We start from the raw sequence: 20,707 nt of genomic DNA on the forward strand, positions 1-20,707 counted from the left end.
CGGCTGACGAAGGACGAAGGCGAGGGCGAAGGAGGAAGCGAGGCCCGGCCCGGCGCCGAGGACACGTACACGCCCTCGGCGCGGCGGATCGCGCGCGAGCGGTACAAGCGCGCCCGCGCCCGCCGGGCCACCGCCGTCGCCGCGCTCTCCACGCTGGTGACGGGCGTGGTCCTGTTCCTCGTCATCACGGGCTCGCCCGGCTGGCAGCGCACCCGCGAGACCTTCTTCAGCGCCGAGTACGCGCGTATGGCCCTGCCCAAGGTCCTGGACGGACTGCTGCTGAATCTGCGGCTCCTGGCGATCTGCGGGGTGTGCGTCCTGCTGCTCGGGCTGCTGCTGGCCGTCGCCCGTACCCTGCGCGGCCCGGTCTTCTTCCCGGTGCGCGCCCTGGCCACCGCGTACACCGACTTCTTCCGCGGGCTGCCACTGATCATCTGCCTGCTGATGGTCGTCTTCGGAGTCCCGGCGCTGCGGCTGCAGGGCGTCACCACGGACCCCGTACTGCTGGGCGGGACGGCGCTGGTGCTGACGTACTCCGCGTATGTCGCCGAGGTCTTCCGGGCGGGCATCGAGTCCGTACACCCGTCCCAGCGGGCGGCGGCCCGTTCGCTGGGGCTGTCAAGCGCCAAGACGCTGCGGTACGTCGTGCTTCCGCAGGCCGTACGGCGCGTCGTGCCGCCGCTGCTCAACGACCTGGTGTCGCTGCAGAAGGACACCGGTCTCGTGTCGATCGCCGGTGCCGTGGACGCCGTGTACGCGGCGCAGATCATCGCCGGAAAGTACTTCAACTACACGCCGTATGTGGTCGCGGGCCTGGTCTTCGTCGCGCTGACGATCCCGATGACCCGCTTCACGGACTGGGTCACGGCCCGGATGGACCGCCGACGCGCCCAGGGAGGAACCGTATGACGGCCGACGAGACCCGTACGTGGGCCGACGGCACTCGCGCGGCAGGCGAGGGCGACGCCCCGGTGCTGCGCCTGGAGTCCGTACGCAAGACCTTCGGGCGGGACCGGGTCGTCCTGCGCGATGTCACTCTCGACGTGGCCCCGCACACCGTCACCGCGCTGATCGGCGCCTCAGGATCCGGCAAGTCGACCCTGCTGCGGTGCGCCAATCTGCTGGAGGAGATCGACGACGGCGCGATCTTCCTCGACGGCGAGGAGATCACCGATCCGCGGACCGATCCGGACGCGGTGCGCCGCCGCATCGGGGTGGTGTTCCAGTCGTACAACCTCTTCCCGCATATGACGGCCCTTCAGAACATCACGCTGGCCCCGCGCAGGGTCCTCGGCGTCTCCCGCGAGGAGGCGGAGGCGCGGGCGCGCGAGCTGCTGGTACGGCTCGGCCTCGGGGACAAGGCGGGAGAGTACCCGGACCGGCTCAGCGGTGGTCAGCAGCAGCGCGCGGCGATCGTACGCGCGCTCGCGGTACGGCCGCGGCTGCTGCTCCTTGACGAGATCACGGCGGCGCTCGACCCCGAACTCGTCGGTGAGGTGCTCTCGGTCGTACGCGATCTGAAGGGCGACGGGATGACGATGGTGCTGGCCACTCATGAGATGGGCTTCGCCCGTGAGGTGGCCGACCAGGTGTGCTTCCTGGACAACGGGGTGGTGCTGGAGCGCGGTACGCCCGAGCGGGTGTTCGGGGATCCGAGGCAGGAGCGTACGAGGCGCTTCCTCCGGCGGATTGTCGAGGCGGGCCGGCTGTGACGAGGTGAGGCCGGCTGTGACGAGGCGGGCTGACCGCGACGAGGCGGGTCGGCTGTGACAGGCGCTGACGGCGAACTGGGGTTTTCCTCAGCCCCATTGTGTGGCCAGCAGGATGGTCCGCGACCACCGTCGATCCGATCATGGGAGTCGTACCTGAACGATCGACGGGGGAAGACATGACCATGCGATGGAAGCGTCACTCGGGCCGGCCGGCCGGTGCCGTGACGGCGGTCGCGCTGCTGTCGGTGGTGGGCGGCGTGGCGCTGCCCACGGCCCCGGCGGATGCCACGTCCCGGCCGCTGCCGCCGACCGGTATCTGGCGGATGGACGGGTACGGGACGGTGCTCGCGGCGGACGACGGCGTTCTGCGGGAGTACCAGACCACCGCCGTCGGCTGTCTGGAGGGCGTCCCGGCGCGCCGCACGGGCGGGGACACCGGATCGGCCCGGTACACCAACGATGGCGGTGATGTCTTCACCCTGCGCGCGACGGACAGCCGGGACCGGGCGTCGATGCGTGTGGACGGGTCGGCCGGGGACAGGACCCTGCTCCGTATCGCGGCGCTGCCGGATTCCTGCGCCCAGGAGCAGGCAGGCGACCCGGTGGCGACGTTCGACGTCTTCTGGCAGACCTTCGAGGAGAACTATCCGTTTTTCGCGGCCAAGGGGATCGAGTGGTCCGCGGTCCGGGAGCGGTACCGCCCCACGGTCCACGAGGACACGACCGAGGCCGAACTGTTCGCCGTTTTCCGCGAGATGGTGCGGCCGCTGTACGACGCCCATGTCGCCGTCCTCGGCGGTTCCGCCGGCGTCTTCGCGCAGAGCAGGCCGGGCACCGCCGTACCGGGCCCGGAGCTGGACAACCGCACCAGGGAGTATGTCGAGCGGCGCGATCTGGGCGGTCGTCAGCTCCAGGAGTTCGCGCGGGGCCGGATCGGCTACGCGGATCTGCCCGGCGGACAGGGCTATCTGCGCGTCTCGGGCTTCAGCGGCTATACGGAGGAGGACACCTACGCAGCCGACAGCGCCGAACTGGACCGTGCCCTGGACGAGATCCTCACCCGCGAGCGCACGGCCGGACTGAGCGGGCTGATCATCGACCTTCGGGTGAACGGTGGTGGGTCCGACATCCTCGGACAGCGGATCGCCGCCCGTCTCACCGACCGGCCCTACTTCGCCTATGCCAAGCGGGCCCGCAACGACCCGGCCGATCCGACCCACTTCACCCGGCCGCAGCCGCTGTACATACAGCCGGCGCGGACGCCCCGGTTCACCGGACCCGTCGCTGTGCTGACGGCGGGCACCACCTACAGCGCCGGGGAGACCTTCACCCAGGCCCTCATCGACCGTCCCGGCAGGACCGTCCGGATCGGGGAATCGACACAAGGCGTCTTCTCGGACGTCATGGAGCGCGGGCTGCCCAACGGATGGTCGGTCCTGCTACCGAACGAGGAGTTCCTGACCCGCTCGGGCGAGACCTTCGACGGTCGGGGTATCCCCGCGCACATACCCGAACAGGTCTTCACCGAGGAGGAGTTCGACCAGCGGCGGGACTCGGCGTTCGACCGGGCGACCGAGGTGCTGCCGGCCCGGTCCTGATCGCCGCTTCCCCTCCTGGCATACCGGACAGTTCACGATCACTCGCAGGGGCGCGGGGTGCGTGAAGTGCGGCAGCGGATCGACACGGGGCCCAGCCCGCGGAGCCCGGCCGCCTCGCCGCGGTGGCCGGTGCCGGTGCCGTACGGATCGAGTGCGACGACGGGTATCCGCTTCTCGGAGGGAGCCGGTTGCGAGGTCATGTTTCTCCAGAGGGCGGGTCCGACGTGACGGTTCTATCGGGGGCCGGGGCCGGGGGCCTCGGACGCGGAGAATTCCACGGGGAGGGAGATCGGGATACGCGTCCAGGGCGAGGGGCGCCAGGGGGAAGGGGCGGGGGAGGAGTGCGCCGGGCACCCGGGCGGCGGGGAGAGTGCCGGGGGCGGGGCGGGCGGCGAGGAGGGGCTCATGAAGCGGTCTCCTTGGTACGTACCGTACCGACGCTCGACACAAATTCGACCAGGCTGATCAGCGCGTCCACCGACGCGGCACGCTCCCGCGCGTCGCACATCACCACAGGTGTCTCCGGCAACAGGTCGAGCGCGGCGCGCAGTTCCTCCACCCCGTACTCCTCGCTGTCCGGGAACTGATTGACCGCCACCGCGAACGGCAGTCCCCGGAGTTCCAGTTGCTCCAGAACGTCGAAGCTGTCCTCCAGCCGCCTGGTGTCGACGATGACGAGCACACCGAGGGCGCCCTCGGCGAGGCCGTCCCACAGATCCCAGAACCGACGTTGTCCGGGGGTGCCGAACAGATAGAGGACCAGCCAGGAGTTGAGGGTGATCCGGCCGAAGTCCATGGCGACCGTCGTGGTGGTCTTGGTGCTCATGCCCGCCAGATCGTCCACGCCGACACTCGCCTCGGTCATCACCTCCTCCGTGCGCAGCGGTGCGATCTCGCTGACCGAGCCGACCAGGGTGGTCTTCCCGACGCCGAAGGCGCCCACCACCAGAATCTTGACGGCCTGCTGGACCGTGTCGGGCAAGTAGCGGTCAGCGGAGCCGACGGAGACCATCCAGTACCTCCTGAAGCAGTTGCGAGTCGGGCAGAACGGCCTGCGGAACGCCGGAGCGCGCGGACAGATGGCCACTGTCGACGAGATCGGATGCCAGCACCTTCACCAGACTCACCGGCAGTTCGAGATGGGCGGCGGCCTCCACCAGCGACAGCAGGCGCTCGCACATCCGCACCAGCGCGCGCTCCTCCCGCGTCGCGGAGACCGGAACGTCGCGCGGGGGATCGACGGCGATGAGGAGGGTCTCGACTCCTATGGTGTTACGGGAGGGCCTGGAGCGTCCCTTGGTGATCACGTAGGGACGTAACGCACTGGCCGCGTACTCACCGTCCGGTTCACTCACCGCGCGGACTCCTGTCGCGGCGGGCTGCTCAGATTGCCGGCGCCGATCTTCATGACCTGCGCCTGCATCTGACGGGCGACCAGCTTCGGGTCCACCACAGGGCCCGTCACCACCGCGAGATGGGCCCCGTTGGCGCTGCGCATGAACAGGAACCCGCCGTTGAACTCCACCATCTGCTGATGGACGGCCCCACCGTCCTCGCCGAACTCCCTGCCGAGGCTGCGGGCCAGGGACTGGAGACCCGAGCAGTTCGCCGACAGCCGGTCGGCGGAGTCCCGGTTCATCCCCTCGGAGCTGGCGAGCAGCAGTCCGTCGGCGCTGAAGACGATCACCTCGCGCACCCCGGGGACAGCGGCGACCTCGGCGATCATCCAGCCTCGCTGCTCCGGGTTCTCCACGTAACTCATGCTCACGTCAGTCCTTCCGGTGAATCGGGGGTGGGGGAGGAGCCGTCCTGGCCCTCGTACGGGACGGAGCCGGACGCCGGGATGGACCGGCCGCCCTCGAAGAACTGCTCCATCCAGTCACCGGCCTGTTCCGGTGTACCCGGCGGGGTGAGGGCGGTGGGGGCCGCCTCGACCGCGGGCGCGTATTCGTCACGCCGCGAACGGCGCTGGGGGAGCCGACGGCCGTTCCGTGACGGGAGGGCCGGCGAGCCGGACACCGGGGTGTTCTGGACCGCCGCGTTGCGCGCGGCGGGCACCGACACGTCCCGCGCGGGCGACGGTGCCGATGCGGCGGTTTCAGGGACGGCGGGCCGCGGAACGACCGACTGGGTCCCGGCTTCGGGAGCGGCGGTGCCGGGGACGGCGGTGTCGGGGACGGCGGGCTGATCAGCGGCCGGCTGAGCGGCGGGCGGCTGGCCGGCGGCGGGGCCTTCTCCGCTGGCGTGCCGCTCCGGCGGGGTGCCGGTCGCGTCGGGCGATGAGGTGGGCTGGGGCACGTGGGGTACCTGGGGTACGGGAGGGACGGGCGTCGTGGTACCGGCGGGGGCGAGGGTCTCCAGTACCCCCGTGGGCACCAGGACCACGGCGCGGACACCGCCGTACGGCGAAGGGCCCAGGTCGACCTGGAAGCCGTGCCGGTCGGCGAACCGGCCCACGACCGCGAAGCCGGTCTGCGGGATCTCGCCGACCTCGCCGACCCCGAGCAGCCGGCAGCCGGAGACGATCTCGCGCGCCTCGGCCAGCCGGTACTCGTCCATGCCGAGACCGCCGTCGTCCACCTCGATGACCGCGCCGCGCTGCACCGTACGCACGGTCACGGGCACCCCCGTCCGCGGCGGTGAGTACTCGGTGGCGTTGGCGAGCAGTTCGGCCAGCAGATGGATCAGCGGTTCGACCACCGACGGTGTGACCCCGACGTCAGGGTCGCCGGTGACCTCGACACGCTTGTACGCCACGATCCGTCCGGAGGCCGCCCGGACCACGTCCACCATCGCCAGCGGCTTCTGCCACTGCTGTCCCGGCCACTCGCCGCAGAGCACCTTGAGGCTCTGCGCGTGCCGGGCCTGCTGGGTCGCCGCGTGATCCACCTGCATGGTGGTCTCCAGCAGATCGGCGTCACCGGGATAGCGGTCCGCCAGCCCCGTCACCGCGGCCTGGATCCGGTGCGCGGAGGTCTGCACCCGGCTGGCCAGCTCGACCAGCGCGAGCCGCTGCGACTCCTCGCGGTGGTCCACCGCCTCGGCGACCTCGGCCAGCAGCCTGCCGAACCAGTCGGTGACCCCTTCGCCCAGCCGTTCGGGGCTGTGCAGCGGTCCGGGGATCTCCGTATTGGCGAGCGCGGCGGGCAGCCTCTCCTTGACGAGATGCTCGACCTCCTCCCGTACCAGCTCGGCCTGGTGCTGGACATGGGAGCGCCAGCGGGTGTCGCGACGGGCCGTTTCCGCCTCTCGCTCCCGTGTCTCGTCGCCGTGGCGGACCACATCGGACTCGGCGCGCCGGTGCTGCGCGCGCAGCACGGACAGAGAGACGAGGACCAGCAGCGCGATCACGCCGTAGGCCACGGCCGCGCCGCTGCCGAGGCGCGCTATCGGCACGATCGCGACAGCGAATGCGGCGAGGGCGGCCACCAGGGTTGTCGGCCAAAGCCACGGCGACCTGCGGGATCGGGCAGAGGGCGCGGGGGAACGTGCCATGGAGAACCTTCGAATCGGCTGAGAAAGTGTGGTGCGGAGCATTCACCCGGCAGTGGTCACGGGGAGTGGGGAGGCACGGAGCCGGTACGACCGCCAGGTGCGAGGGTGTCCGTCAGCGGGGTATCTCAGTCCCACCGCGGCCATGCGACTTGATCATGGGTTGAACTACCTCTTCACCAGACGTTGTTGGGGGATCGTATATCCGCCCGGCCTTCCCTGAAGGCAAATCCCGTCCACTGGTGGTGGGGAGCGTGTGCTACGAGGTGGGCGCACGCCGGTGTTGTTATGTGCATGATCGTCGCGGCGAAGTCGACGGGCCCGGGGCCCTCGCGGCCCGTCTGGCGGGGCGGTTTTCCTCTCGGGTCCCCTCGCTCCGGGGGCGCGGGAAAGGGCTCCGGGCGCCTCGTGTATCCCCTTCGGGGTTCCTTGGACGACAGTCGGCGGGAAAGCAAAGAAAGGGCAAAGGTCGGCGGATCCGGTGTCATGCGGACACGGCGCGCCGTCACGACGCCCGGCGCTTCGCGGAAAGGATTCGCGGGAGATTCGCGGGAGAGAGGGGGGCCGACTCCTTGCGGGGAGCCCTGAAGCGGCCCGATCCACCGGTCTTCGACGCGCCGGTGAAAGCCGCGTCGGTGAAAGTCGCGCCGGGCTCAGCGCTTCACGCGCGGCTCAGCGCTTCATACGTTCGATCTCGCGGATCTTGTTGGTCACGTCGAGGGCGGCGACCTTGTACGACTCGGCCAGCGTCGGATAGTTGAACACCGCGTCCACCAAGTAGTCGACCGTACCGCCGCACCCCATCACGGCCTGGCCGATATGTATCAGCTCCGTCGCCCCCGAACCGAAACAGTGCACTCCGAGCAGCCGCCGGTCCTCCGGGGACACCAGCAGCTTCAGCACACCGTGCGCGTCCCCGACGATCTGGCCCCTGGCCAGTTCGCGATAGCGGGAGATCCCGACCTCGAACGGCACCCGCTCCTTCGTCAGCCGGTCCTCGGTCCGGCCGACGAAGCTGATCTCCGGGATGGTGTAGATGCCGATCGGCTGGAGGTGGTGCATCGGATTGACCGGCTCGTCACACGCGTGGTAAGCGGCGGCCCGGCCCTGCTCCATCGAGGTCGCGGCAAGGGCGGGGAAGCCTATGACGTCGCCGACGGCGTAGATATGCGGAACCTCGGTGCGGTAGTGCTCGTCGACCGTGATCCGTCCGCGCGCGTCGGCGGAGAGACCCGCCTTGCCGAGGTCGAGTTCCTCGGTCAGTCCCTGGCGCCCGGCGGAGTACATCACGGCGTCGGCGGCGATCTTCTTGCCGCTCTCCAGGACGGTGAGTGTGCCCTGCTCGTGCCGTTCGACCGCCGCCACCGTCTCGCCGAAGCGGAACGTTACTGCCAGATCCCGCAGCCGGTACTTGAGGGCCTCGACCACCTCGACATCACAGAAGTCCAGCATCCCGGCGCGCTGTTCGACCACAGTGATCTTGCTGCCGAGGGCGGCGAACAGCGACGCGTACTCCATGCCGATGACGCCGGCGCCCACGATCACCATGGACCGGGGCACCTTCTCCATGCTGAGCACACTGTCCGAGTCCATGACCGTACGGTCGTCGAACTCGACGCTCGCCGGGCGGGCCGGCCGGGTGCCGGTGGCGATCACGATGTGATCCGCGGTCAGCAGCCGATCCTGGCCGGAGGCGTCCCGTACGGCGACCGTGTGGTCGTCGATGAACCGGCCGGTGCCCGCGAGCAGCGTGATCTGGTTCCTGGCCAGCTGACTGCGTACGACATCGACCTCCAGGCCGACGACATGCCGCGTCCGGGCCGTCAGATCGGCGATGGTGATCTCTTCCTTGAGCCGGTAGCTCTGGCCGTACAGATCCCGCTGAGCCAGCCCGGTGAGATAGAGCACTGCCTCGCGCAAGGTCTTGGAAGGGACGGTTCCGGTATGAATGGAGACACCACCGACCATGTCGGGGCGGTCGATCACGGCGACCCGGCGACCGAGCTTGGCCGCCGCGATGGCGGCCTTCTGGCCGCCCGGTCCTGATCCAATGACAAGCATGTCGAAGTCGGGCACGGGAGGAGTCTGCCAGCCGTGTGTGTTTCCCGGAAGAGCGGGCTTCACGGTGGGACGCCGACCGGGCCTCGCCGAGGGAAAACCGGGCCTCATCGAGGGGAAATGGATAACCAGTGGTTCTGAAAACGTTCAGATGGGCGTTCGTCGTCACCGCGGCGGGTCTCGCCGTCGGGGCGCTGTACGGCGGTTGGGCCGCACTGTGGATCGTCGCCATCCTCGCGGTCCTGGAGATCTCGCTCTCCTTCGACAACGCGGTGATCAACGCCGGGATCCTGAAGAAGATGAGCGCCTTCTGGCAGACGATCTTCCTCACCGTCGGGGTACTGATCGCCGTCTTCGGCATGCGGCTCGTCTTTCCCGTCCTGATCGTCTCCCTCACCGCCAAGATCGGCCCGGTCAAGGCGGTGGAGCTGGCCATCAACGACAAGGACCGGTACCAGCAGCTGGTGACGGACGCCCATCCGTCGATCGCCGCCTTCGGCGGAATCTTCCTGCTGATGATCTTCCTCAACTTCATCTTCGAGGACCGGGAGATCAAGTGGCTGGCCTGGCTGGAGCGGCCGCTGGCGAAGCTCGGCAGGATCGACTCGCTCGCGGTCTGTATCGCGCTGGTCGTGCTGCTCGTCGCGTCCATGACGGTCGCCACCCATGCCCACCAGCACGGCGGCGCCCACGCTGACAAGGCCCAGACGGTGCTGACGGCCGGGGTCGCGGGGCTCATCACGTATCTGATCGTCGGCGGACTCTCCCGCTTCTTCGAGAACCGCATCGAGGACGAGGAGGAACGGGTCGAGGAAGCCGCGAAGAAGCGCGGACCCGGCACGGCGGTCGCGCTCACCGGCAAGGCCGCGTTCTTCATGTTCCTGTATCTGGAGGTGATCGACGCCTCGTTCTCGTTCGACGGGGTCATCGGCGCCTTCGCCATCACCAACGACATCGTGCTGATGGCCCTCGGCCTCGGCATCGGCGCGATGTACGTCAGGTCGCTCACGGTCTATCTGGTCCGTCAGGGGACACTCGACGACTTCGTCTATTTGGAGCACGGCGCGCACTACGCCATCGGGGCGCTCGCGCTGATCCTGCTCATCACCATCCAGTACCAGATCAGCGAACTCATCACCGGACTCGTCGGCGTCGTCCTGATCGGCTGGTCCTTCTGGTCCTCGGTCCGTCGTAACGCGCGCCTGTCCGCGTGACCCCTGAGCGTGGCCCTCTCACGCCGAGGTGACGGTGAAGAGGCCGCCGTCGGGATCACGGAGGGTGGCCTCCTCGCCCTCCGGGGTGAGGACCGGTGGAGTGACGACGGTCCCGTCGGCCGCGGCGGCTGCCCGCGCGGCGGCGCTCACGTCGGGCACCCGGAAGTACACATGCCAGCGCGGTCTGATCTGCGGGTTCGGGGCGCTCTCGACCGCTCCGCCGCGCAGCGCCGCGACCGTGTGCGTCCCGTCGCGCACCAGCACCTGATCGTCCTCGTAGTGGACCTCGCAGCTCTCCTTCTCGTCCGAACCCCAGCCGAGGACCTGCCCGTAGAAGATGGCGGCGGCGAACGCGTCCCGGGTCCGCAGCTCCAGCCGCGCCGGCGCGCTGCCCCGCCCCACGGACCAGCCGGCGACGGTCCTGCCCTCCCAGAAGCCGAACACGGCGCCGTCCGGATCGGCGGCGAGGGTGGCACGGCCCGTGTGCATGGGGAGCGGCCCCACCGCCACGGTCGCGCCACGCTCGCGGATACGGGCCGAGACCAGGTCGGCGTCGTCCACGGCGAAGTACGGGGTCCAGGCGACCGCGGCCTGGAGGCTCGGAGCCAGCGCCCCGATCCCGGCCACCGCCGCGCCCTTGTCGAGCGCGAGGCCGAACTCGTCGCCCAGGGCCGTGGACCGGAATGTCCAGCCGAGGACCGCTCCGTAGAAGGCTTGGGCGGCCTCCAGGTCGCGGGCCATCAGACTCACCCAGCAGGGGGCCCCGGATACGGGGTGAGGTGACGCCGGCATGGTTCCTGTCCGCTTCCTTCCCGCTCTCAGCCCATCGCCCGGTCGAGGTTGATCGCCGAGCTGATCAGGGCGAGGTGGGTGAACGCCTGCGGGAAGTTGCCCAGATGCTCACCGGTCAGCCCGATCTGCTCGGCGTACAGGCCCACATGGTTGGCGTACGTGAACATCTTCTCCAGCGCCAGCCGCGCCTGCTCCACCTCGCCGGTGCGGGCGAGCGCCTCCACCCACCAGAACGAGCAGATCGAGAACGTGCCCTCGGAGCCGTCGAGCCCGTCCGGGGCCTGCTCCGGGTCGTACCGGAACACCAGGTTGTCCATCACGAGCCGGTCGGCGATCGCCTCGACGGTGGACAGGAACCGCGGATCCACCGGCGAGAGGAACTTGACCATGGGCATCAGCAGCAGCGAGGCGTCCAGGATGCTCTCGGGAGGCCGGCCGGGCTCGACGGAGAGCCGCTGGACGAAGGTATGGGTCCGCGGATCCCAGCCCCGCTCCATGATCTGGTGGTAGATCTCGTCCCGGGCGGCCGTCCAGCGGACCAGATTGCCGGGCAGTCCGCGCTGGCGCGCCATCCTGATCATCCGCTCGACGGCGACCCAGCACATCAGCCGTGAGTACGTGTGGTGCTGCTGGCCCGCCCTGGTCTCCCAGATGGACTCGTCGGCGCAGTCCCAGTGCGTCAGCAGCCACTCCAGGATCTCGCACAGATCGGTCCAGCTGTCGTGCGAGATACCCGCGCCGTACTTGTTGAACAGATAGATCGAGTCGATCAGTTCGCCGTAGATGTCCAGCTGGCGCTGGTCGCTGGCGTCGTTGCCGGTACGCACGGGATGCGAGCCCCGGTAACCCTCCAGATGCCCGAGCACCTCCTCGGGGAGATGGTGGTCACCGTCGATCGAGTACATGACGCGCAGCGGGCCCACCTTGCCGTCCGACGCGTTCCGCAGCCGCGCGGCCAGCCAGCCGATGAACCCCTGGGCCTCCTGGGAGAAGCCCATCCGCAACAGCGCGTACAGGGAGAACGCGGCGTCCCTGATCCATACGTACCGGTAGTCCCAGTTACGCGCGCCGCCGAGCTGTTCGGGAAGCCCGAGCGTCGGCGCAGCGACGATGGCACCCGTCGGTTCATGGGTCAGCAGCTTGAGGGTCAGCGCCGAGCGGTGGACCATCTCCCGCCAGCGGCCGGTGTACGTGGACTGCCGCAGCCAGCGGCGCCAGAAGTCCACGGTGCCCTCGAAGAGCGCCTGCGCGGTCGCCGCGTCCACCGCGCACGAAACCGGCCCGATGTCGGAGCCGATCCCCGGGTCCATGGCGGCGGACGCGCAGGCGTAGTCCGTTTCGAGGTCGAACAGGGCCGTTTCGCCCTCGTCGAGGTCGAACGTCGCGTAGGCGTCGGTGTCGTCGAGTTCCAGCGCGACGGAGGACCGCAGCGACAGCGTGAGGACCTCGCCGATGAACCGTACGCCGTCGGGCATCCGCTCCAGCCGGTGCCGGTCCCGGCCGTAGTTCAGCCGCGGCGCGATCCGCACCCCCAGCCGCATCCGGCCACGTACGTTGACCACCCGCCGCACCAGCCGCTGCCGGTGGTTCGGGTCCTGCTCCCGCACGATCGGCATGAAGTCCTGGACCTCCACGATGCCGTCGGCCGTGAGCATCCGGGTGATGAGGATGTTCGTGTCGGGGAAGTAGAACTGGTTGTGGGTGGAGACCTGGCACACCGGCCGGATGTCCCAGCAGCCGCCGCGCTCCGCGTCCAGCAGCGACCCGAAGACGCTGGGGGCGTCGAAGCGGGGGGCGCAGAACCAGTCGATCCGGCCGTCGGTGCCCACCAGCGCCGCGGTCCGCAGATCCCCGATCAGACCGTGCTCGGCGATCGGCAGATACTCCTCGTACCGCTGCTCCTCGGCAGGGGTGTCCGTCTCCTGAGCGTCCTCGTTCATCGTGCTGTCGAGTCTCGCGCACCGGCCCCCGGCCCGCATGTCGGCTCAGTGGCGGGCGCCGTACACCCGGAGGTAGTCGACCCGGTACGACATGGCGGTCACGCCCGGATCCGGGGCGGGATGGTACCGACCGGCGCAGACGGAGAGATTGACGATGAGAAAAGCCTGCCAGTCGCGGCCCACGCCCCTTCCGTCGGCGAAGACGCGCCGGCCGTTGACCCACCAGATGACGGTCCTGGGCCGGAACTCCACCGCCAGCTCCACCCAGGCGCCTGGTCCGATCGCTTCGTCCGTGTAGTAGCGCTCGCAGCCCCGCACACGGTTCGACAGCTCCAGCAGATGGGGGTTGTCGGGGTGGTACTCGAAGATGTCGATCTCGTTCCCGCCGTCCAGCCAGGTCCAGATCGCGGGCCACGCGCCGCTCTCGGCGGGCAGCTGTACGCGCGTCTCCAGTACGTCTCCGGTGCGGACGGCGAACTCCTCGGGGCTGCCCTCCGTGGTTAGCAGCCCCACGTTCCAGCGGCCGTCGGAACGGAGCGTCGCCCGGAAGGTGCCACCGCGGCCGTACTCCGGGTCGGGCACGAGATGATCGAGCTTGTTGTCCCCCGGATTGGTCGGTCCGCCGCCGGGATACGCCCACGAGCGCCCCGCGACCCACTGTTCCGGGGAGGAGAAGTCGGCGGTGAAGCGTGGCGTACGAGACGTCCGGGACGGGCCGGGCGCAGCGCTGCTCATGACGTACCCCTCCCGAGACCTTGGCCACGCGGCGGCCGCCGGAGCCGTTCGATTTCAGGTTAGGGATCGACGGCCGGGTGATGGGGGCGGCGTACCGCGCGACCGAGGGCGGCCGTTTGTTCGTACGTCACCCGGTCCGTGCCCGGGGGTCCGCCGCGAGGCGCCGGGTCCACACCAGGACCAGGACGGACGCCAGCGCCGCGAGGGCGCACCAGGTGGAGAGGAACTCCAGCCGCCAGAACGCCGCGCACAGCACCGCTCCGTACGCGACGACCATGCCGAGCACCCGCACCATCGGATCGCCGCCGATGAGCAGGGCGCCGACGGTGGCCAGGAGGTAGGCCATCACAAACAGCGGGGTGTGCGGGAGACCGAGCACGTACCCGATGGTGTTGCCGCGGATCTCGGCCGTCACCGTCCGACGGACGAGGAAGTACGAGAGCGCCGCGGCGGTGCCGAGCCCGATCGCGGCCGGAACCACCAGCCGGCGCCGCGCCCGGGGCGGCGCGGCGAGCAGGACGGCGAACGGCACCCACACCGCCAGCACGGGCAGTGCGATCACGGCCCAGGCGAGGGTGGCCGGGCCCGCGCCGCCGCCGGAGCGCCACACGACCGATTCGATGATCTGGTGCGCGCCCAGGAGCAGCGGCAGCGCGGCGAGCGGCAGATTACGGACCGCGCGCACGCGCGCCACACAGGTCACGCCGACAACGGTGATACCGGCGCCCACCACAAGATCGGCTGTCGCACTCCAGCACACCCGTCCCACGGTACGCGTCGCCGGAGTTCCCGCCAGGCGTACGGGCGTCCCCGGCCCGGAGGGCGAGGTGCGGTGCCCCCGGCCGACCGGGGTGGAGCCCACGACGCCTGAATATCTGTGGTCGCTGATGCAGAAATTGGCTTGATGCGTGATGAAGTTTGTGGCATGGCGGACGGAGTGATAATGCCTGCCGTACCCGGCCGCTCGCGCCGTGCTACTGTTGATCTCAGTTGCAGTTGTGGTTCCCAAAGACTTCAAGTGCTCTTACCGGCTTTATGTGCCGGTGGGTGCGCTTTTGTATTTCCGGGCTTTATCCGGACGGGGTAATCATCGCGGCGACGTGGGGTCGGCATAGTGCGGACCTCCGGGCTAAATGCCCCGAAGGAGATCAACATGGCCAGTGGCACCGTCAAGTGGTTCAACGCGGAAAAGGGTTTCGGCTTCATCGAGCAGGACGGCGGCGGCGCCGACGTCTTCGCCCACTACTCGAACATCGCCGCCCAGGGCTTCCGCGAGCTGCAGGAGGGTCAGAAGGTGAACTTCGACGTCACGCAGGGCCAGAAGGGCCCGCAGGCGGAGAACATCGTTCCCGCCTGACGCTGAATTCATGACCTAGCTGGGGTCCGCACCTATAAATGCGGGCCCCAGCTCGTTGTTTTTCTACTTTTCCACAGATTTCCCGTAATTTCCTACGCTTTCACAGAGCCCGTTCCGCGCGCCGGCGCGATGTGCGGAACGCGGCGCACGGTTCCGGCTGTTCTCCGCCCCGGCGCGGCTCTGGTCTCTGTATGTAATCGGCTCGTTCTTGCGATTCTTCGTGCGGTGTTCCTGCCGAGAATTCTCGATACGTGCCCATCGAGAAAGGTTCTGAATGAACCGCGCAGCACGTACGAACGACCGTTACTCGCGAACCCGCACGGGCGGCTCCGGCGGCTCCGGCCGGGGCGGCCGGTTCGGCTCGGGTACCCCCGGCCGCTCGGGCTCGGGATCCCAGGGGCGTTCCGGCGCTCCGAGCCGTTCCGGTGGCGGCTACGGGCGGCGGCCCGCCGCCCTGAAGGGCGAGTTCGCCCTCCCCGTCACCCTCACCCCGGCCCTGCCCGCGGTCACGTCCTTCGCCGACCTGGACATGCCGTCCGAGCTGCTCAAGACGCTCACCGGCCAGGGGGTCACCGAGCCGTTCCCGATCCAGGCGGCCACCCTGCCCAATTCGCTGGCCGGCCGGGACGTTCTCGGCCGGGGACGTACCGGCTCCGGCAAGACCCTCGCCTTCGGCCTGGCGTTGCTGGCCCGTACCGCCGGACAGCGCGCCCAGCCCAAGCAGCCGCTCGCCCTGATCCTCGTTCCGACCCGGGAGCTGGCCCAGCAGGTCACCGACGCGCTCACCCCGTACGCCCGGTCGCTGAAGCTGCGGCTGGCCACGGTCGTCGGCGGCATGTCGATCGGTCGGCAGTCCAGCGCGCTGCGCGGCGGCACGGAGATCGTCGTCGCCACCCCGGGACGGCTCAAGGACCTCATCGACCGCGGCGACTGCCGCCTGGACCGGGTCGCCGTCACGGTGCTCGACGAGGCCGACCAGATGGCCGACATGGGATTCATGCCGCAGGTCACCGCGCTGCTCGACCAGGTACGCACCGAGGGCCAGCGGATGCTGTTCTCCGCCACCCTCGACCGCAATGTCGACCTCCTGGTCCGCCGCTACCTCCACGACCCGGTGGTCCATTCCGTCGACCCGTCCGCGGGCGCGGTCACCACGATGGAGCACCACGTACTCCACGTACACGGCGCCGACAAGTACGCCACCACCACCGAGATCGCGGCGCGCGACGGCCGGGTGCTGATGTTCCTGGACACCAAGCACGCCGTCGACCGGCTCACCGAGCATCTGCTGAACAGCGGCGTACGGGCCGCCGCGCTGCACGGCGGCAAGTCCCAGCCCCAGCGCACCCGCACCCTCGCGCAGTTCAAGACCGGCCATGTCACGGTGCTGGTGGCCACCAATGTGGCGGCCCGCGGCATTCACATCGACAATCTCGACCTCGTCGTCAACGTCGACCCGCCCAGCGACCACAAGGACTATCTGCACCGCGGCGGACGCACCGCACGGGCCGGCGAGTCCGGCAGTGTCGTCACGCTCGTCCTGCCGAACCAGCGGCGCGAGATGAGCCGTCTGATGGCCGACGCGGGTATCACTCCGCAGACCGCGCAGGTCCGCTCGGGAGAGGCCGAGCTGAGCCGCATCACGGGCGCCCAGGCGCCCTCGGGGGTGCCGGTCACCATCACCGCGCCGGTCACCGAGCGGGCCAAGCGCGGCCCCTCCCAGGGCCGCGGCCGCGGTCGCGCGGGTCAGGGCCGCCGCTCGTCCTCCGTCGGCTCCGCGTCCAAGGCGCGCACCGGCGGCGCACAGCGCCAGTCGCCCCGTAACAGCACCGGCTGAGCCACCGGCCGAATCCAGCGGAAGAGCCCCGGTACCAAGCTGGTACCGGGGCTCTTCCGCCGAGGTGTGTGAGGGCGTTCGGAGGGGGAGCGGACGGTCTCAGCCGTCGGAGTAGCTGAGGTCTCCCACCGTCCAGGCGTTCACGTCCCCGATGGCGATGCGGTACATGCCACCGGTTTCCGGGATCCCGAGACTTCCCTGGAGGATCCGGGCGACATGGAAATGCAAATGGGTGGGCGGCTCGACCCGCCGCGACGAGCGGGCATCCGCGTCGGCCGGACCGAAGACGGCGGAGAACGGACCCAGCCGCTCGGAGTCCTCCAGGACCTCGGCGACCCTCTCCCTCCACACAACTTCCGGCGCCAGCCGTCCTGTGATGACGGCGCCCTGGACGACCACGGTGAGGGACATCTGATTGCTTTGCTCGGACTCCACGGTGGTGGCGATGTCAACAAGCAGATGATCAGGCTTCGACATGGGCGCCGACTCTACTACGCGGGCGCCGCCCTGAGTGAGCGTACGGAACGCCGCCCCTGGCCCGTCCGGCGTGTATCAGTCCCGCGCGCCGGGGCCGAGCAGCGCCGACGCGGTTTCGAGCGGGGTGAGCGGCTCCGGCTCGACGGGAGCCGGGACGGCGTGGCAGGTGAAGCCGAGCCGGGTCAGCGCCCTTGTCACCTCGAAGGAGGTGAAGTCGCGGCGGTCCTGCCGTGTGATGACTTCCCCCACCTGCTTGACGGGGTAGGCACGGCGGCCGATGACCACGGATTCACCGGTGATGGGTTCGGGCTTGATGCCCTTCATCGCCTGCTGCACCTCGCTCTTGACCAACTCGAAGGGGAAGCGGGCGATGACGCAGCGCATAGTGCCTCGGGGGGAAGAAGGGGACGTGCGGATACGTCAGCATCCCACAAGAACCGGCGTGGAGGCGCCGGTGACGGCGGTGGGACCGAAGGTGCCGGGGATCGGCGGTGGTGGGATCAGGGAAGTTTCTCCGTGTAGGTGATCCGCTTGAGGTGGTAGTAGTCGGCGACACACCGGGCCGGCCAGATCCTGCGTCCCTTGCCCCCGAACGGCTCACCCATCCCGCTGACGGACAGCGGCTTGTACGGGAGGACCCACGCGCCCCGCGCCGCCTGCTCCCGCAGCCAGTGGTCCTGGTGGTCCCACTTCCCGGCCCGTACGCGCATGTTCTCGCCCAACTCGCCGAGCGGAAGGGCCAGTCCGACGCACACCGCGACGCACATCGCCGCCCCGGCGGCCGTCGCGACGGCGCGCGTAGGCGTCGCGCGCCCCCGCCACGCCCGCCCCAGGAGCGCTCCGGCACCCACCAGAAGCACGACATACAGCAGGAGGTAGTCGTTCCAGGTCCGGTACGCGTACACCACATGTGGTCCGAAGAGCGGGTACGTGATGACCGTGCAGAGGTATCCGGCGACCAGGAACGTGACGGTGCCCGCGCACAGCAGGAAGAGCGGGCGGCACGGCAGCAGCACCGGCGCGCGCCCTTCCCGGATCCCGGGCAGCAGCGCCAGCAGCACACCGGCCGCGAGGGCGCCCAGATACAGCCAGGTGGTGAGCAGGGTCCCGAGGATGTCCAGGAACCCGTCCAGCGAGCCCGCCAGCGATTCGGGCGCGAACATCGAGGCGGTGCCCGCGTCGTACCGCTCACGGCGGTTGTGTGATCCGGGGGAGGTGAGCAGCAGCAGCGTTCCGATCCCGATCCCGGCCGCACCGGCCAGACACCAGGCGCGCGCGTGGGCCCGTACGCGGGGGACGAGGATCCGGCGGTTGAGCAGCAACAGGGCCGTGAGCACGACCAGCGCGACGACCGACGTCTCCTCCGAGAGGGTGCCGAGGAAGGCGCCCACGACGAACGCGGAGGCCGCCGCCACGACGCGTCCCCGGCGCGACCCGGCCCGGAGCAGGGGGACGGCCGCGGCGCACGCCAGTACCGGTGCGGTGGTGTGCGAGACGGAGGAGGCGGGCCAGTAGAACGTCTTGTACGTGTTGAGGGTCGCGAACAGGAACACCACCGTCACCATCGACGCCACGAACAGCGGTACGCCGCGCGGCGCAGTGCGGCCCGCCAGGCGCAGCAGCAGTACGGTCACGGCCCACAGCAGCCCCAGCATCACCACACCACTGACCAGGCCGAACCACTGGTGGCCCGCGACCCCGAACTTCGCGTACACCCCGACCAGCAGGCCGTTCCCGAGCCGTCCGTTGTCCGCCAGGTAGAACTTCCCGACCAGCCCCGTGATGCCGTGATCGCGCACACTGGGCAGGAAACACCACTCGTCCGCGCTGGGACGGACATGGCGGCCGAGCCAGAACGCCGACCCGAGAAGGCCCAGAGGCAGTGACAGCAGGCCAAATACCGCGTATCTCTTCCACGAACCTACGGGTGGTACAGATGGCACGCGGCCGTTCTCCCGCTTCCGCCGGGGTCTTCCACCCGGCTGTTCCGGGATGATGACGCTCGACGCGCCCGCGGCCATGTACACCACTGCCTTTCGAGAGGGGTTGTTCCGTCTTTGCCGGGACCGCGTCCGGCGGGACCGCGTCCGGCCGTCGGTTCCCTATCGCTCCGAACGGGCTTGTCCGACGGAAGCCGCCGACGGCGCACCGGACGGAAAGGGCGAACGCGTCGCGTCCGTTTCCCGGACCACATAGTGCGGACGGCGCTTCGCCTCGTGGTAAATCCGCCCGACGTATTCACCGATGACGCCGAGCGTGGCGAGCTGGATTCCGCTGAGCGCCACGATGGCGGTCATGAGCGTCGTATAGCCCGGCGCGTCGACACCATTCAGGGCGACATTCGCGATGATCCACAGCGCGTATACGAGCGCGGAGAGAAAGAGCCAGAGACCGGTATGGATGGCGAGACGCAAGGGGCGGCTGTTGAAGGAGAGCAGTCCGTCGATGCCGTAGTTGAGCAGATTCCGGCCGCCCCACTTGGAGGTGCCGGCCGCGCGCTGGACATTCCGGTAGGTGAAGCTCGCCGTGTCGAAGCCGATCCAGGAGAAGATCCCCTTGGAGAATCTGTTGCTCTCCGGCAGGGCCAGCACACTGTTCACGGCATGGCGCGAGAGCAGTCTGAAATCACCCGCCCCGTCCACGACATGGACATCCATACAGCGCCGCACCAGCCGGTAGTAGACCCTGCTGAGCGCGGTGCGCAGGGCGCTCTCGCCCGTGCGGTCGCGCTGCGCCACGACCTGGTCGTAGCCGTGGCGGTGGAGCTCCAGCATGCGGGGCACCAGCTCCGGGGGGTGCTGGAGATCCGCGTCCATGAGCACGACCGCGTCGCCCCGGGACATGCGCAGTCCCGCGAGCATGGCGGCCTCCTTGCCGAAGTTGCGGCTGAAGGAGGTGTAGCGCACGCGCGGGTCCGTTGCCGCCAGTTCGCTGAGATGTCTTCTGGTGCCGTCCACGCTGCCGTCGTCCACATAGCAGATCTCAAAAATCTGCCGGGTCGGTTCGAGGGCGGCGAGCAGAGTGGTGTGAAAGGTCCCGAGAACCTCGCTCTCGTTGAAACACGGTACGACAATGGAAATCTGAGGGGTTGTCATCTCACTCCACATACCCGTGGTGGGGCGGGAAGGAATGGTCACCGCAAGGGAACGGGTCGCGAGGGGAAACCGTTGGATTACGGTGCTGTCCGGGGTGTTGAGGGAGCGTCAGCCGGTCCGGCCCGTACTGATTTCCGGAGCTGTCACGGAAAGAGGGGGACGCGCGCGTGGAGACGTCTACGTCAGCGGGTGGCGGCGGGCGGGCATATGGGCAGGAAGAGCTGTGGTGGAACGTTCCTCACTCTTCTTCCTCCGGTTCATGCCGCGTTCACTGATGCCGTGACAACTATAAGATTTATCTATCTCCTGCTCAAGCGTCACCACGGCATGGCGCCGAGGCAGCTGAAGCGTTTCTGCAGCACCGTCACGCCGCGTAGGGATGCCCCTTGGGCGACGGAAT

At 69.3% G+C, this 20,707-nt stretch carries 20 protein-coding genes; 6 read left to right on the forward strand and 14 right to left on the reverse strand.

Annotated features, from left to right (window positions below; translation table 11 throughout):
- Window positions 1–3: 3 nt before the first annotated feature.
- The 3 genes from ACIRQP_RS19795 to ACIRQP_RS19805 all read left to right on the forward strand — a co-directional run bounded on the left by ACIRQP_RS19795 (window position 4) and on the right by ACIRQP_RS19805 (window position 3,310).
- Window positions 4–909 carry an amino acid ABC transporter permease gene (locus ACIRQP_RS19795; protein ID WP_403891618.1) on the forward strand — a complete coding sequence of 302 codons (906 nt, stop codon included), beginning with the start codon at window positions 4–6 and terminating at the stop codon, window positions 907–909.
- Complete coding sequence (locus tag ACIRQP_RS19800; RefSeq protein WP_403891517.1) at window positions 906–1,712, forward strand: amino acid ABC transporter ATP-binding protein; 807 nt, start codon at window positions 906–908, stop codon at window positions 1,710–1,712. Before ACIRQP_RS19795 ends, ACIRQP_RS19800 begins: the two co-directional genes overlap by 4 nt.
- Window positions 1,713–1,894: 182 nt before the next feature.
- A complete protein-coding gene (locus tag ACIRQP_RS19805) occupies window positions 1,895–3,310 on the forward strand; it encodes a S41 family peptidase (RefSeq protein WP_403891519.1) in 1,416 nt (471 codons plus the stop codon).
- A 38-nt stretch (window positions 3,311–3,348) separates the two neighbouring features.
- Here ACIRQP_RS19805 and ACIRQP_RS19810 read toward each other — a convergent pair whose 3' ends face one another.
- From ACIRQP_RS19810 to sthA, 6 genes are all read right to left on the reverse strand, one after another.
- Window positions 3,349–3,510: a hypothetical protein gene (locus tag ACIRQP_RS19810; RefSeq protein ID WP_403891522.1), complete on the reverse strand. Its 162-nt coding sequence runs from the start codon at window positions 3,508–3,510 to the stop codon at window positions 3,349–3,351.
- A 203-nt stretch (window positions 3,511–3,713) separates the two neighbouring features.
- On the reverse strand, window positions 3,714–4,322 hold the full coding sequence (locus ACIRQP_RS19815; protein ID WP_403891525.1) for a GTP-binding protein: 609 nt from the start codon (window positions 4,320–4,322) through the stop codon (window positions 3,714–3,716).
- Window positions 4,300–4,665, reverse strand: a complete 366-nt coding sequence (locus ACIRQP_RS19820; protein WP_030353841.1) for a DUF742 domain-containing protein — start codon at window positions 4,663–4,665, stop codon at window positions 4,300–4,302. Before ACIRQP_RS19820 ends, ACIRQP_RS19815 begins: the two co-directional genes overlap by 23 nt.
- On the reverse strand, window positions 4,662–5,072 hold the full coding sequence (locus ACIRQP_RS19825) for a roadblock/LC7 domain-containing protein (protein ID WP_030353840.1): 411 nt from the start codon (window positions 5,070–5,072) through the stop codon (window positions 4,662–4,664). The genes ACIRQP_RS19820 and ACIRQP_RS19825 overlap by 4 nt, the downstream gene beginning before the upstream one ends.
- 2 nt (window positions 5,073–5,074) lie before the next feature.
- Window positions 5,075–6,805, reverse strand: coding sequence for an ATP-binding protein (locus ACIRQP_RS19830; protein ID WP_403891529.1), 1,731 nt, complete (start codon window positions 6,803–6,805; stop codon window positions 5,075–5,077).
- A 669-nt stretch (window positions 6,806–7,474) separates the two neighbouring features.
- Window positions 7,475–8,878, reverse strand: a complete 1,404-nt coding sequence (gene sthA / locus ACIRQP_RS19835) for a Si-specific NAD(P)(+) transhydrogenase (RefSeq protein WP_403891532.1) — start codon at window positions 8,876–8,878, stop codon at window positions 7,475–7,477.
- A 113-nt stretch (window positions 8,879–8,991) separates the two neighbouring features.
- Here sthA and ACIRQP_RS19840 point away from each other — a divergent pair, with 113 nt between their 5' ends.
- Window positions 8,992–10,074 carry a DUF475 domain-containing protein gene (locus tag ACIRQP_RS19840; RefSeq protein WP_403891535.1) on the forward strand — a complete coding sequence of 361 codons (1,083 nt, stop codon included), beginning with the start codon at window positions 8,992–8,994 and terminating at the stop codon, window positions 10,072–10,074.
- 18 nt (window positions 10,075–10,092) lie between these two features.
- Here the strand turns inward: ACIRQP_RS19840 and ACIRQP_RS19845 are convergent, their stop codons facing one another.
- The 4 genes from ACIRQP_RS19845 to ACIRQP_RS19860 all read right to left on the reverse strand — a co-directional run bounded on the left by ACIRQP_RS19845 (window position 10,093) and on the right by ACIRQP_RS19860 (window position 14,301).
- Window positions 10,093–10,815, reverse strand: a complete 723-nt coding sequence (locus tag ACIRQP_RS19845; RefSeq protein WP_403891539.1) for a VOC family protein — start codon at window positions 10,813–10,815, stop codon at window positions 10,093–10,095.
- 77 nt (window positions 10,816–10,892) lie between these two features.
- Window positions 10,893–12,806 (reverse strand): glycoside hydrolase family 15 protein, encoded by a 1,914-nt coding sequence (locus ACIRQP_RS19850; protein ID WP_403891541.1) that lies wholly within the window; start codon window positions 12,804–12,806, stop codon window positions 10,893–10,895.
- Between the two features lie 45 nt (window positions 12,807–12,851).
- The gene (locus tag ACIRQP_RS19855) at window positions 12,852–13,541 is read right to left on the reverse strand and encodes a beta-glucanase (RefSeq protein WP_403891544.1); all 690 of its coding nucleotides are present in this window, start codon (window positions 13,539–13,541) and stop codon (window positions 12,852–12,854) included.
- Window positions 13,542–13,668: 127 nt separating this feature from the next.
- Complete coding sequence (locus ACIRQP_RS19860) at window positions 13,669–14,301, reverse strand: DUF6629 family protein (protein WP_403891621.1); 633 nt, start codon at window positions 14,299–14,301, stop codon at window positions 13,669–13,671.
- A gap of 393 nt (window positions 14,302–14,694) precedes the next feature.
- Between ACIRQP_RS19860 and ACIRQP_RS19865 the strand changes: the two genes are divergently transcribed.
- Both ACIRQP_RS19865 and ACIRQP_RS19870 read left to right on the forward strand, forming a co-directional pair.
- On the forward strand, window positions 14,695–14,898 hold the full coding sequence (locus ACIRQP_RS19865) for a cold-shock protein (protein WP_014061102.1): 204 nt from the start codon (window positions 14,695–14,697) through the stop codon (window positions 14,896–14,898).
- A 274-nt stretch (window positions 14,899–15,172) separates the two neighbouring features.
- Window positions 15,173–16,735, forward strand: coding sequence for a DEAD/DEAH box helicase (locus tag ACIRQP_RS19870; protein ID WP_403891547.1), 1,563 nt, complete (start codon window positions 15,173–15,175; stop codon window positions 16,733–16,735).
- 99 nt (window positions 16,736–16,834) lie between these two features.
- Here the strand turns inward: ACIRQP_RS19870 and ACIRQP_RS19875 are convergent, their stop codons facing one another.
- The 4 genes from ACIRQP_RS19875 to ACIRQP_RS19890 form a co-directional block, all read right to left on the reverse strand.
- On the reverse strand, window positions 16,835–17,212 hold the full coding sequence (locus ACIRQP_RS19875; protein ID WP_403891550.1) for a hypothetical protein: 378 nt from the start codon (window positions 17,210–17,212) through the stop codon (window positions 16,835–16,837).
- A 75-nt stretch (window positions 17,213–17,287) separates the two neighbouring features.
- A complete protein-coding gene (locus ACIRQP_RS19880; protein ID WP_403891552.1) occupies window positions 17,288–17,596 on the reverse strand; it encodes an SCO5918 family protein in 309 nt (102 codons plus the stop codon).
- Window positions 17,597–17,712: 116 nt separating this feature from the next.
- Window positions 17,713–19,011, reverse strand: coding sequence for a DUF6056 family protein (locus tag ACIRQP_RS19885; protein ID WP_403891554.1), 1,299 nt, complete (start codon window positions 19,009–19,011; stop codon window positions 17,713–17,715).
- 303 nt (window positions 19,012–19,314) lie between these two features.
- Window positions 19,315–20,307, reverse strand: a complete 993-nt coding sequence (locus ACIRQP_RS19890; protein ID WP_403891557.1) for a glycosyltransferase family 2 protein — start codon at window positions 20,305–20,307, stop codon at window positions 19,315–19,317.
- Window positions 20,308–20,707 lie beyond the last annotated feature (400 nt).

It is taken from the genome of Streptomyces sp. NPDC102274, assembly GCF_044766385.1.
Lineage (GTDB): Bacteria > Actinomycetota > Actinomycetes > Streptomycetales > Streptomycetaceae > Streptomyces.